This is a genomic window from Streptomyces sp. NBC_00210, assembly GCF_045160975.1.
Taxonomy (GTDB): Bacteria; Actinomycetota; Actinomycetes; order Streptomycetales; family Streptomycetaceae; genus Streptomyces.
Window position 1 is genome coordinate 8,715,012 of record NZ_CP108120.1, and the last position, 13,053, is coordinate 8,728,064.

Annotated in this window: 11 protein-coding genes; 6 read left to right on the forward strand and 5 right to left on the reverse strand. The window is 68.9% G+C overall.

The genetic code is table 11. The annotated features are described in order from the left end of the window. Positions 1 to 9: 9 nt before the first annotated feature. From OG729_RS39135 to OG729_RS39145, 3 genes are all read right to left on the reverse strand, one after another. Entirely contained in the window at positions 10 to 1,011 is a 1,002-nt protein-coding gene (locus OG729_RS39135; protein ID WP_405810924.1) for an NlpC/P60 family protein, read from the reverse strand. A 222-nt stretch (positions 1,012 to 1,233) separates the two neighbouring features. Further along, on the reverse strand, positions 1,234 to 4,170 hold the full coding sequence (locus OG729_RS39140) for a BTAD domain-containing putative transcriptional regulator (protein ID WP_405810925.1): 2,937 nt from the start codon (positions 4,168 to 4,170) through the stop codon (positions 1,234 to 1,236). A gap of 173 nt (positions 4,171 to 4,343) precedes the next feature. Further along, on the reverse strand, positions 4,344 to 4,787 hold the full coding sequence (locus OG729_RS39145) for a hypothetical protein (RefSeq protein ID WP_405810926.1): 444 nt from the start codon (positions 4,785 to 4,787) through the stop codon (positions 4,344 to 4,346). A gap of 9 nt (positions 4,788 to 4,796) precedes the next feature. Between OG729_RS39145 and OG729_RS39150 the strand changes: the two genes are divergently transcribed. Beyond that, complete coding sequence (locus OG729_RS39150; protein WP_405810927.1) at positions 4,797 to 5,252, forward strand: hypothetical protein; 456 nt, start codon at positions 4,797 to 4,799, stop codon at positions 5,250 to 5,252. A 503-nt stretch (positions 5,253 to 5,755) separates the two neighbouring features. Beyond that, the gene (locus OG729_RS39155) at positions 5,756 to 8,977 is read left to right on the forward strand and encodes an AfsR/SARP family transcriptional regulator (RefSeq protein WP_405810929.1); all 3,222 of its coding nucleotides are present in this window, start codon (positions 5,756 to 5,758) and stop codon (positions 8,975 to 8,977) included. Positions 8,978 to 9,033: 56 nt separating this feature from the next. Here the strand turns inward: OG729_RS39155 and OG729_RS39160 are convergent, their stop codons facing one another. Together OG729_RS39160 and OG729_RS39165 are read right to left on the reverse strand one after the other, a co-directional pair. Continuing rightward, positions 9,034 to 9,612: a sigma-70 family RNA polymerase sigma factor gene (locus OG729_RS39160; protein ID WP_405810931.1), complete on the reverse strand. Its 579-nt coding sequence runs from the start codon at positions 9,610 to 9,612 to the stop codon at positions 9,034 to 9,036. Between the two features lie 165 nt (positions 9,613 to 9,777). Then, positions 9,778 to 10,599: a transglycosylase SLT domain-containing protein gene (locus OG729_RS39165; RefSeq protein ID WP_405810933.1), complete on the reverse strand. Its 822-nt coding sequence runs from the start codon at positions 10,597 to 10,599 to the stop codon at positions 9,778 to 9,780. A 363-nt stretch (positions 10,600 to 10,962) separates the two neighbouring features. Here OG729_RS39165 and OG729_RS39170 point away from each other — a divergent pair, with 363 nt between their 5' ends. From OG729_RS39170 to OG729_RS39185, 4 genes are all read left to right on the forward strand, one after another. After that, a complete protein-coding gene (locus OG729_RS39170; RefSeq protein WP_405810935.1) occupies positions 10,963 to 11,517 on the forward strand; it encodes a DUF6668 family protein in 555 nt (184 codons plus the stop codon). Next, positions 11,514 to 11,789: a hypothetical protein gene (locus tag OG729_RS39175; protein ID WP_360875802.1), complete on the forward strand. Its 276-nt coding sequence runs from the start codon at positions 11,514 to 11,516 to the stop codon at positions 11,787 to 11,789. Before OG729_RS39170 ends, OG729_RS39175 begins: the two co-directional genes overlap by 4 nt. 196 nt (positions 11,790 to 11,985) lie before the next feature. Next, positions 11,986 to 12,270, forward strand: a complete 285-nt coding sequence (locus OG729_RS39180; protein WP_360875804.1) for a hypothetical protein — start codon at positions 11,986 to 11,988, stop codon at positions 12,268 to 12,270. A gap of 18 nt (positions 12,271 to 12,288) precedes the next feature. Next, on the forward strand, positions 12,289 to 13,053 hold the full coding sequence (locus OG729_RS39185; protein ID WP_405810937.1) for a hypothetical protein: 765 nt from the start codon (positions 12,289 to 12,291) through the stop codon (positions 13,051 to 13,053).

The window sequence follows — 13,053 nt, forward strand, 5'->3', positions numbered from 1 at the left end:
ACTGAAGAGTCACTTGTCGGGACGGACGACTCCAAGGATGTACATCGAGCCGGCATCAGCGATGGTGACATTCCGCCCGGGGCGGGGTGCGTGCACGATCGAGCCGTGGCCGATGTACATGCCCACATGGCTGGCGTCCCGGTGGTAAATGATCAGATCGCCGGGGCGCAGTTCCTTGATGTCGATGTGCGCAAGCTGCCGCCACTGCTCCTGCGACGTACGCGGGATGGGACGTTTCGCAGCGGCCCAGGCCTGCGACGTGAGCCCGGAACAGTCATACGAATTCGGCCCCTCGGCGCCCCACTCGTAAGGTTTGCCGATCTGCAGGATCGCGTATGCGAGGGCTTTGGCGCCCTGCGCGCTCGCCTCTGCCTTGATGTCCTTGAGGATGCCGGAGCTCAACCACGCCGATTGCGCTTCGGCTCCGGCTTCCTGTTCCATCGCGAGAAGCCGGTCCAACTCCTCCTTCTTCAGCTTCGATTCGAGTTTTTCGGCAGCGGAGATACGTTCTTCGATCTCCGTCTGGGCATTCGCCTTGGCCTTGCGGCCAGCATCCAGCTTCTGCAGCTGGTCCGAGGCGTCCTCGGACTTTTCCCGCAGGTCTTCTTGTGTTGTCGTCAGCGCGATCAGCAGGTCCTTGGTGTCCTCCTGAACCTGGTGTGCCACACCGACGTCGTTCAGATCCTGCTGGGGATCGTCGCTCAGGAACAGGTGGACCTCGGGCGGCAGGCCGCCGCTTTGGTACTGGAGTCGAGCAGCCGCGCCTGCGCGTGCCTTCAGCATCTCCAGCTTCTTCTCCCCCTCGGCCACATCCTCAGCGAGCGCGGTCACCCGCCTGGACTGTTTATCCACTTTCTCCTTCGCGGCGTTGTAAGCATCCGTGGCGACCTCCGCGTCGTGGTAAAGACGGTTCAGTTCCTTGCGTACCTCGGCGAGGGAGAGGGGCCGGTCCGGGCGTGGTTCCGTGACGGGGAAGGCGAACGCCGCCCCCTGCGCGGTTACGGCAATCACACAGACCAGGGCCGCGGCCGCTGTCGTCCTGCTTCGGTTTCCGATAACGCTCCGCCTCATCTCGGCTGATGCTCCGTCATCCATTCGAGTTCATGGATCTGCGCCGCCACCCGGCGCAGCAGACAGAGGCAGGAAATCCACTCGTCCCGCCCTCCCTACAACGGACCCATCCCTATGGACGGTTCAAGGGAGAAGAGAGGATCGCAGACGGCGGTGAGAGGGTCAGTGTGAGTGAGCGGGTTCCGCGAGAAGCCTGTCCCGGAGCTCTCCGGCCTCACGGGTCATTTCCAGTCGGACACAGATGTCGTGTGCCTGTTCCCAACAAGCACGCGCCCAGGACTGATGTCCCATACGGATCAGCGCGTCGCCGAGAGTCAACGCGCCCATGGCCTCGAGCCGGTCGAATCCCAGCTCCCGGCTCACCATGATTCCTCGCTCGGCCATGCGGGCGGCCGCCTCGGGCTGGTCCAGGTCCAGACAGGCTTCAGCGCCCCTGATCAAGTTGCCGGCCTGGAGGAAGCGCTGTCCGTCGGCGCCGAGGATCTCAAGGCTCTCCTGGTGTCTGCGCAGAGCCTCGGCCGGCCGGCCGAGCCTTCGCAGTACCTGCCCGACCCGGTAGAGAGCCATGATGCTGCCGTGTTGATCGTCGAGACTCTCGTGCAGGCCCACCAGCTGCTGGGCCGCGTTGAGCAGCGACTGGTCCGATTCTCCGAGCCACAGGCGTGCCTGGATGATGTTGCCCAGGGCGAGTGCCTCGACCGATCGGTCTCCTATGCCCCGGGCGATGGTGACGGCGCGCCCGCCCAGCTCCACGGCGTCCTGACCGCGGCCGGCATGGGACTGCAGAATCCCCTGTACGTTCAGCGCCATGGCGTGGACCGTCTGGTCGCTGGTGCCGGCGGACAGGTCGACGGCGCGGCTGGTCACCTCGCGTGCGCTGCCGTTGTCGCCCACCTGCATCAGCGCGCCGCCCAGCATGTAGCAGACCCGCCTTTCGGCGCGACGGTCACCCGCACGGCGTGCCGCGGCCGCCACCACTCGCGCAACTGGGATGACATCGTGCCAACGGTGCTCGGCCATCAGCAGTGGATCGAGAGCCAGCAGCAGATCGGCGGCGCCTGCGGTTGCCGTCTGGGCGACCTGCTCGACGAGTTCCAGTGCCGCGGACAGTTCCCGGGCACCCCAGGCGCATGCTTCTTCGGCGTCGGCGAAGGTCACCCCCCGGTGCTTGGTGAGGACGAGCGACGCAGGGGTGGTGTGTCCCGGGCGGATCAGGCAGTACGCGTTGCGCGCGGTGGCCACCAGTGAGTCCAGCAGACGCGTCAGCGCCGCGGCGCGGGTGTCCGTCGACTCCTCCTCCTGGGCGCGCTGCCGGGCGAACAGACGGAGCAGATCGTGGTATCGGTAGCGTCTTCGGGTCGGTGATTCCAGCATGCCGACTTCGACCAGCGATTCGAGCAGGGGCTCGGTCCGTTCCAGGGGCAGATCGAGAACGGCGGCCGCGTCGACCAGACCCAAGGTGTTCGGCGCGGGCAGGGCCAGCAGACGGAACGCTCGCGCCTGCTCTTGGTCGAGTTGACCGTATCCGAGTCGGAAGCAGGCCTCTACGGCAAGGCTCTCAACCCGCAACTCGCCCAGGAGCCGCCGCTCGTCCTTGAGCTGGTCGACCGCGTCCGTGATGCTCCACTCCGGCCTGACCGCCAGTCGGGAGGCGAGAATGCGTACGGCCAGTGGAAGCCCGCCGCACAGTTCGACAACGCGCAGTACCGCCAGGCGCTCGGTGTCGGTCCGGGGTCCGCTGACGATACGGGCGAACAGGGCGGCCGCCACCTGCGGCTGGAAGACCTCCACGGATACACGTCCGGTGGCCGGAAGTGCGGCGAGCCTGGACCGGCTCGTCACGATGACGGCGCACCTGCCTGAGCCGGGAAGGAGCGGGCGGACCTGCTCCGAGTCGTGGGCGTTGTCCACCACCACCAGGATCCGCCGCCGGGACAGGATCGAGCGGTACAGTGCGGCCCGTTCCGCAAGGCTGTCCGGCATGCCCTGGTCCTTCTCTCCCAGGGCTCGCAGGAATCCCCCCAGCACGGCTGCCGGGCAGGCCGGTGTTCCGTCCACGCCGCGCAGGTCCACGTACAGTTGGCCGTCGGGGAAGTCGTCGCTCACCTTGTGGGCCACGTGCACGGCCAGTGTGGTCTTGCCGGCTCCGCCCATGCCGGTGAGGACGGCGACGGGAACGGCCGTCCCGGATTCATCCGACAGGACCGCGCTCAGTTCGGCCGTCTCCACTTCGCGGCCGGTGAAGTCTGCCAGGTCGGAGGGCAATTGGGCCGGCCTCACTGCCGAGGTCCTGGGCCCGGGTTCGGCCGGTGGCGCCGAGAGGGACGGATCCGCCGCCAGCACCAGTCCGTGCAACTCCCGCAGTGCGGTGCCGGGTTCGATACCGAGCTGCTCGATCAGCGTGTGTCTGGTGTCGTGGTAGACCGCCAGTGCTTCCGCCTGCCTGTCGCAGCGGTACAGCGCAAGCATCAGCTGCCGACGTAATCTCTCTCTCAGCGGATGCGCCGCGGTGAGTGTGATGAGCTCGGACACGACATCGCGGTGACCTCCGAGCTCCAGGTCCAGGTCCACTCGCGTCTCCGTCGCACACACCCGTAGTTCGGCGAGCCGGGATCGTTCCGAGTCGGCGAAGGCCCCGGGAACTCCGGCCAGTGGGACGCCCTTCCAGCAGTCCAGGGCCATGCGCAGCAGGTCCCTGGCGGCACGGGTGGCGCCTTGGGTGTTGAGCTCTCGGGCTTCGTGCACCTGGTGCTCGAATTCGGTGAGATCCATGGCCCCGTCGGGCACGCGGACGGCGTATCCGTTGGCGACCGACACCAGAACGCTGGGAGCTTGGTCCTTTTCCCGGTCCGGTTCCAGTACGCCACGCAACCGGGAGATGTATGTCCGCAGCACCGAGACGGCTCCGGTCGGCGGATCCTCGTCCCAGACGGCGTCGACAAGTTCTTCGACGGTGGCCGGCCGTCCCTGCCTGAGCAACAGCGTCGCCAGTACGGCCCGCTGCTGCGGTGACCCGAGCGGCACTTCGTCGTCGCCGCGCCATGCCTGGAGTGGTCCCAGAACAGTGAACCGCAGCTCGGCAACGCCGGTTGATCTCATCGGTGTTCCCGCCCCTCACAGAAGCGTTCTCTGCGATTGACCGTATAGGCGTGGAGAACAGAGTGCGGGGTACCGATTTCAGCCCTTTGGCCGATCCACCGGGAGAGCAGCCTCCTTTCGGGAGCATTTATCCTGCTATTTGGGCCAGTTGCGCGGAAGGCATGAGTCAATCCTCACAGGGCAGACGGTCCCCCTTGCCCGGTGGACCGGCAGTACTCGTTCGCCCTGGCCCTGCGTGAGGCTTCTCGGAGGCGCTGCTCCTCGCTCGGCCACTGATGACCGGAGTGCGGGGCAGGGACGTCCAGGTCCTGTGCTGGCGCGACGCCCAACGTCACAAGGCGTCGCCGTACCTGCCGCATTGCCTCGCTGTGCGCGGGCGTCAGCAGACCTTTGTCCTCGAGATGGGCCCATAGGTGCAGTAGCTCACGGCCGTGCGCCACGGCGGCGCGGTCGTCGTGCAGCCGCTGCCACGCGGCCGTGGCTCTCATCACATCCTCCCCGGCGCGCGTGTCGCCAAGTCCGCAGCGGATCCGCGCGACCCCCATGGACAACACGGTGGCCGCCCGGTGGTGGCCGCCGAGGTGCGCGACGTACGCCTCCATCGCCCGGGCCTCCAAGGAGTGAGGATGATCGGCGCCATGACTGCTGGTCAGGTGCTCGCGCAGAGCGGCGGCGAGGACGGAGGCATGTTCCATGTCTCCCTGGAAGATGGCTTCTTCGACGCGATGAATCCGGTCGGCGAGCGAGGCGGGGATCCTGTCCCCTTCGGTGGGCTCCCGCGGGGTACCTGCGGCGGCGACGTGGTGGCGCCGACCCGTTCGGTGATCGTCCCCGGTCGTTGCGGCATCGTCCACGGCCGCTTCGGGGATGCGACTGGAACCGTCGGGCGCCACCTCGATACGGAAGGTGCGGGCGTCCGGGCGGTCGAAGACCATTGCCTGCACCGGCGACCGCCGGGCGCGCGCATGATGCTGGAGCAGATCGAGGATCGCTTCGTGGACGGTTTGCCCCTCCATGACAGCGACACGTTCGCCGTTGAGGACGGCAGTACCCTCGTCGGAGACGTATACATCGAAGAGTGAAAGAGCGAGGGCGGGTTCGAAAAGTGTCATGGACGCTGTTCTCCGTCGTCGGGCGGATCGGGGTTCGTGGCGAGGCTCCGGGCCGGAGGGCTGTCTTCATGCCCCTCGACGGATTCGGGACGGCACCGGTTCACACGGGAAGGGGTTCAGCACGCCGCGCGGCTGTCCCGTCGCAGCCACACGGAGGTTGGGCGGCGGGAGTGCGGCAGGCAGGCCACCGCACACCTCGCCGGGTGTCACGCGTCCCCTCCCGGCCGTTGGACGTCGAATTCCGGCCGTCCCTGTGCCCGTAGCGCCGACAGGTCGCCCGGCCGGACCTCGAGGGCTCGGCCGATCACCGCGGCAGAATTCCGTCAACTGCCTCGTCCGAGCCCTGTTTCGGGCCCGATACGTGTCGTGTCTCACTCCGCCGGCGCCGACGTGATGCTCCGGACGACCGGCTAGGGTCCGGCAGCGTGGCAGCAAATGGTGAAGGTGATGTGAAGTTTTCCATCCTGGGTCCCGTGCGTGCGTGGCGGGGCGAGGCGGAGATGGGCCTCGGTTCTCCCCAGCAGAAGGCGGTGCTTGTCGCGCTGCTGCTGCGACGAGGGCACCCGGCCACGGCCGGAGAGCTGATCGATGCGCTGTGGGGCGAGGACCCGCCGCCGGGCGCCGTATCGGTCTTACGTACATACGCCTCACGCCTGCGCAAAATCCTGGAACCGGACCGGATCCCGGGCCGAAGCTCTGGACTGGTGGTCTCGATCGGCGACGGCTACGCGTTGCGCGTTGCGCAGACCGCCCTGGACCTCGGCGTCTTCGAGCAGCGCATGGCCCGGGCCAAGCAGCTGAGGGCCGCGGGCGAACTGCCGGAGGCCGGGGAACTGCTGCACATCGCTCTCGACGCCTGGTCGGGCACACCGCTGGCCGGGATACCCGGGCCGCTCGCCGAGGCCGAACGGTCCCGGCTGGCCGAGCGCCGGCTGAACGCGCTGGAGACCAGGATCGAGGTGGATCTGCAGATGGGGCACCACGCCGAGCTGGTGCCCGAGTTGAAGGGGCTCTGCGGCGATCATCCGCTGCGGGAGCGGCTGTGCGAGCTGCTGATGCTGTCGTTGTACCGCTGCGGACGGCAGGCGGAGGCGCTGGGTGCGTACCGGGCCACCCGTCGGAAACTGGTGGACGAACTCGGCGTCGAACCCGGTCCCGCGCTTCGCGAGACGCATATGAGGCTGTTGGCCGCGGACCCCGTGCTGGCCGCGGCCGGCCCGGCCGCCGATCTGGTCACGTCGGCCCGGCCGGGTCATGGCGGGGGCGGAGGCGAGGGTTCTGCCGTGGGGCCCCGTGCGGCCGACGAGGCGACCGCCGGTGCCGGTGTCGATCCAGGTGCCGGTCCGGGCACGGCTGCCGCCGTCGACGGAGGGCGGACCGGACGTCCCGAAGAGGCCCGAGCCGGAGCTCCGGTCCCGGGCACCGCTGTGGCCGACCCCGATGCCGCCGACGGAGATCTTGGGAAGGCCGGGCCGGGCGGGGGGACGTCGTCGGTTGCCGGTGGATGGGCCGCTGCGGTCGCGGCCGATCCGGCAGAGAACATGACACCGGCCGGTGACCATGGGGGGACCGGCGAAGACAAGAGCACAGCGGGACACGCGGACCGGGCCGTGTCCGGTGCTGCCCCTGCCGCCGGGCCCGCTTTCGCGCCACTGCCCTCCCAACTGCCCGCCGATCTGCCGGCGTTCACCGGGCGCCTTGCCGAACTCAACAGAACCCGTGCCCTGCTCCCGGACGGCGAATACCCCTCCACCGTGATCATCAGCGCCATCGGCGGGATGGCCGGCATCGGCAAGACGACACTGGCCGTGCACTGGGCCCACGAGATCGCGCCCCGCTTCCCCGACGGCCAGCTCTACGTCAACCTCCGCGGCTTCGATCCCGGCGGCGCCGCCATGGACCCTACCGAGGCCATCCGCGCCTTCCTCGACGCCCTCGGCATCCCTCCGCAGCGGATTCCGGCCGGACTGGAGGCGCAGGCTGCGCTCTACCGCAGTCTGCTGGCCCGCCGCCGTGTGCTGATCGTCCTCGACAATGCCCGCGACACCGAGCAGGTCCGGCCACTGCTCCCCGGCACAGCCGGCTGTCTGGTCATCGTCACCAGCCGCAATCAGCTCTCCGGCTTGGTCACCAGCGAGGGAGCACACCCTCTGACCCTCGATCTGCTCGCGTCCTCCGAGGCCAGGGAACTCCTGACCCGCCGGATCGGGCAGGCCCGCACTGCGGCAGAGCCGGAAGCCGTGGACGAGATCGTCGCGCTCTGCGGCGGGCTGCCGCTGACGCTGGCCATCGTGGCTGCCAGGGCCGTCACTTATCCCGACTTTCCGCTCTACGCCATCGCCGAGGAACTGCGCGAGAGCCACGGCAGCCTGGACGCATTCACCGGAACCGACGCCGCCACCGACGCCCGCGCCGTCTTCTCCTGGTCGTACCACGCCCTGCCGCCCGCGGCGGCCCGGATTTTCCGGCTGCTCGCACTGCACCCGGGGCCAGACATCTCCGCCCCCGCCGCGGCCGCTCTCGCCGGACTGCCGCTGCGCGAGACCCGCTCGCTCCTCGCCGACCTGACCCGCTCCCACCTCATCACCCAACGCGCCCCCGGTCGCTACACCTTCCATGACCTGCTGCGCGCCTACGCCGCCGAAATCGCCGGCACCCTGGACACCGAGGCCGACCGGCACAAGGCGCTGCACAGGATGCTCGACCACCACCTCCACACAGCGCACGGCGTCTCCATGCTGGTCGCTCCCCACCGCGAGACGATCCCCCTGCCCGAGGCCGAACCCGGCTGCGGTACGGAGACGTTCCGCGACCACCAGCAGGCGATGGCTTGGCTGGGCACCGAGCGGCGGGTGCTGGTCGCCGCCGTCGAGCGGGCCGCCGAGGCCGGTTTCGCCGCGCACGCCTGGCGGCTCGCCTGCGCCTTGGACCTGTTCTTCGACCGGCTGGGCTACTGGCACGACCAGTTCACGATCCAGTGTGCCGCGCTGGCAGCCGCCCGTAGCATCCAGGACCGGCTCGGGCAGGCGCACGCGGAACGTGCCCTCGGCTTCGCCTGCCTGCGGCTGGACCGCGCCAAAGACGCCGCCCGTCACCTGGGGTACGCGCTGGATCTGTACGCCGCGCTCGGCGACACCTTCGGGGAAGCCCGCACGCACCGCTCCCTCGCCTTCCTGGCCAACCGCGACGAGCGGCACCGCGACGCGCTCGGCCACTACCAGAAGGCCAGCACGCTGTACCACGGAGCCGGCCATCGCAGCGGGGAGGCCAGCGTCCTCAACGAGGTCGGCTGGACGCACATCCTGCTCGGAAACCACAAAGAGGCGCTCGCCCAGTGCACGCACGCCATCGCGCTGCACCAGGAAATCGGCGACCGCTACGGAGAGGCAGCGGCCCAGGACAGCGTCGGCTACGCCTTGCACCATCTCGGGGAGCACGACGAGGCCACCGACCGCTTCCTGTACGCGATCGACCTCTACCGGGAGCTTGGCGAACGCTATATGGAGACCCACTCGCTGACACATCTCGGCGGATCCCGGCACGCGGCGGGGGACCTGGATGCGGCCCGCACGGCTTGGGAACAGGCCGTTGCACGCCTGGACGAGATCGGCCACCCCGACGCCGAGCATGTCCGCGACTCTCTCCGCCGACTGGACGAGGAGCGAGGGGAACCCGGCGATGTACTCGACCCTTGACGGCCCGGCCCCACATGCCGGCAGTGCGCTGTGGAGGCCCGGGCCGACCGGACCGCTCATGCCCGCGCCGCACGCACCGGTCGCGAGGCGTGCGTGGCGACCCCGCGTTCCTCCAGGGCCAGCCGCAGGGCCCGAAGGGCGTAGTAGACACGAGACTTCACGGTGCCCTGCGGGACGCCGAGAGCGACGGCTGCCTCCCGAGTCGTCCTGCCGACGAAGTACGTCTCGTACAGCGCCTCGCGGTGTGAGGGAGCCAGCGCCTTCATGGCTTCGCCGACCACCACGGAGGAGAGCAGATCCTCGATCTCGTCCGCGTCGTCGGACAGTTCGCGCAGCCAGCCGTCGCCGTCGATCTCGTGCGGACGCGCCAGCCGCCTCCGGTGCCCGTCGATCACCAGATTGCGGGCCACCCGGAACAGCCAGGGCCTCAGCAGCTGCCCGCCGACGCGCAGGTCCTGTCTCCTCCAACACCGCAGCAGGGTCTCCTGAACGATGTCCTCGGCCCGGTGACGGTCCCCGCCGAGCAGACGCACCACATACGAGTACAGGTGGTCCGCCTGCTCCTCGTACAGCGCGCGCATCGCTCGTTCCTGTTCGTCCGGCGCGTTCGCAGATCCGATGACGGACCACTTCACGGCGTACTCCCTCGGTCGTTCGACCCCCGTGGGCCGAGAGTTGAGAAGGCCGCCGACTCGGCCGGCCCTCGCCTGTCCGGAGTCTTGCGGGACCGGTTCCACGTCGTATTGACAGCCGATTGACGCCTCGTACATCACTCAGCGCGTCCAGGTGGGGTCTCCTGATCACTCAGTGCTTCCGGATGGGGTCTCCTGCGGCGTTCCGCTCGGGGTGGGGGTGGGGCTGAACGACGGCGGCGGGGCGCCGAGCCCCTGGTACTTCGCGAACAGCGCCCTGATGCCCACGACATAGCCCTGCGACTGATTGGTGGCTGGGATGCCCCCCGCCGTACGTACCGCGTCCACGCCCGCGTCGTACGCCACGAGCGTCAGGTCGAGAACGCTGCCGATGGCCTGACCGCTGTCGAGGAGTCCTTGGACCTCCTTGGCCAGGGAGCAGAGGTAGCGGCCCTGGGCCATGATCGAGTCGGGTGCGTCGAAGGCCGACACCTTGCCGTTGTCGTCCTCGTCCTCGCCGAACGTTTTGAACACGGCCGGGGGCAGTTGGGAGATCCCCTCGGAGCCGTCTGGGCCGACCAGCGTCGGATTGAAGTTGGACTCCCGCTCGATCTGGGCGGCGATCACGATCGGACCGATCACGTCGCATATCGCGCCCGCGTTCCGAATGGGTTCCACCAGATCCGCCGGCACCTGGTCGGGGTCCAGTTCACCTTTCCCGTCACCCTGGAGCACATCGACGACCTGGTTGGCGTCGTCGGCCGGGTCCGAGCCTCCGCCACCACCCCCGAACAGCAGGATGAGAGCGATGAGCGGGGCGAGGAGGACGCCGAAACCGCCGATGATGATGATCACGATGACCCCGCCGAGCAGCAGAGCGGGCGACATCAGACAGCCGAGACCGCCCGCCGCGCCCAGGGCGATCTTGGTCGCGTTCGCGTTCTTCGAGGAGTCGTCGGGCTGATCGCCCGCCCCTTCGCCACTGCTCATGAGCGCATCACGCTCTCCCCTTTCTTCTCGCTTGTCGTCGCTTGTTCGAAGAGAGTCGCCGAAGTCTTGAACCGGTGCGGGGTGGGCTCCCGTTGTGGGTCTGATGGATCACGACGGACTCGAAGAACGCAACGGGGCTCGGAGCGAACCAGTTCAAACACGCATGTATCGATCAGGAGAGGGGGTGGGACGCGTATGAGCGTCCCCTCAGCGGGGCCTTCCGGGCCGCAGATGTGGGTGCGGGGACCGACCGCCCAGCAGCCAACCGGGGAGCAGACCGCTCCCGTGTCGGCAGGCGCACCGCAGGAAGTCGCCGAAGGGGCTCCCCACGCGCAGCAGACGGAAGTCAGGGACAGTCCCACGATGGTCATGAGGTCCGTCCCCGCCGAGGGACCGGGAGTCGCCCACCCGGGGCAACCACGCCCCCAGCAGCAGGGGCGGCCGCAGCGCCCTGGGCGGACCCGGCAACAACGGGCGCTGTCCGGCGAAGGCGTCGGCTGGGTCGCGGCGCACGGCGGTGCCGGCGCCAGCACCCTCGCGAAGGTGCTCGGCGGCACTGATCTCGGGTGCCGTTGGCCCGACGCGTCCCAGGGCGAACCTGCCAAGGTGATGCTGGTGGCGCGAACCCATGCCGACGGAATGCGGGCGGCGTCCCGGGCACTGGGGGCCCTCCGTGAGGGCCGGCACCCCAGGGGCATGGAGCTGGTGGCCCTGGTGCTCGTCGCCGACGCGCCCGGGCGCCTCCCCATCTCGCTAGCGCGCCGGGTGCGGGTACTGCGATCCGTCGCACCAGTGCGACGCGTCCCGTGGATCCCCGCCTGGCGCATGGGCAAGCAGGCGAAGGACCTGCCCAAGGAAGTTTTCCGACTGGGCGCCCTGGCCGGGACCAGGCCCGCCGAGGCGGGTGAACCACGGTGACGGACACGGTCCTCGCGGCCGGATCCCTCGCCGCGACCTTCACGCCCGGTGCGGAAGCGAATCAGCTGCTCGGCATCCTCGCCTGGTGCGCCTCGGCCGCCGGGGTCGGCGGTGTGATCACAGTAGGCACGATGATGGCGCTCCAGCTGCGCCGCGGTGACCCGGGCGAGGGCGGGGAGCACTTCCGAGGCTTCTTCTTTGTCATGCTCGCTTGCGTCCTGTCCAGCACCGCGGGACCGATCGTGAGCTTCCTCGGCCCGCTCGGGCTCTGAGGGACGGCAGGCACGCCGGAGCGTCCACGGGCAACCCCCGAAACCTTCGATCCGTGGCGCACGCACCTCCCGCACCGCTTTCACGGCCGTCTCGACCTTCCGGGCCGCGCCGGACTTCCCGACTTCCGGGACCCCTTTTCATTCCTTTCCTTCCACAGCCACGCGTCAGTGGCGTACGAACTCGCAGGAGATTCCCATGAGGATGCTCACGCCTTTTCTGATCAAGGCCGGCGGCGCGGTGCCCAATCCGGGACGTAACGCACCGGATCCGCTCACGCAGAAGGTGGACACGGTGCTCGGCATAGCCGCGTGGGCAGGCACCGCCGCCGGTGTCGCCGGCGTTTTGATCACCGGCGCGATGATGGCCATCTCCCTGAAGCGCGGCGAGAGTTCCGAGCACATGGGCCGCCTCGGAATGGTGCTCGGCGGCTGTGTGCTGGTCGCCACCGCGGGTCCGCTGGTCACCTTCGTCTTCGCCTGACCAGAGAGGTCGGACATCGTGTTCGGACGCAATCGGAGGAATGCCGGGGCGGAGTCACCGTTCTGGAAGCAGCAGGGATGGATCCTGTCTGCGGCCTTTCTCGCCGTGGCTCTCGTCATGGCGGGGGTCACCTGGCTGACGACGGGCGACGACGACTCGGCCGGCCAGGACAAGGCCGCCGGGAAAAAGGGCCCGCTGTCCTCGGCCGCTGCGAACGGCGGCGGAGGACAGCGCGTCGACGGACGGCCGGACGGCTGCCGCACCGACGACAGCGCCGACGCGAAGCCGACGGCGTCGCCCGACGACATCGAGTGGCGGCAGGTCGGCGTCGCGCGGGTTCCCGTGTCGCCCTCGGCGGGCCCGATCCGGTCCGACGGTCCACTCATGTGGTGCTTCGCCCACACACCTATGGGTGCCGTGATGGCCGCACACATCATTCCCACCCACATGAGCGGCAGCGACTGGCGCAGCGTCACCCAGCAGCAGGTGGTGGCGGGGCCGGGGCGGGACATTTTCGTGGCCCAGCGGTCCACCGTCCCCCAGACGGCTCAGAACGGGAGTGCCGTCGGCTCCTACGCGGGCTTCGCGCTGGCTTCGTACTCCCCGGACGCCGCCAAGGTGCAACTCCTCATCAAAAACGGTTCGGGCGGCTACGGATCGACCTTCGTCGCGGTGAAGTGGGACGGCGGTGACTGGAAGGTGCAGCCCAAGTCGAACGGATCCCTCTACACATCGATGACGACCGTGATGGGAAACGCCGGATTCATCATGTGGAAGGTGTGA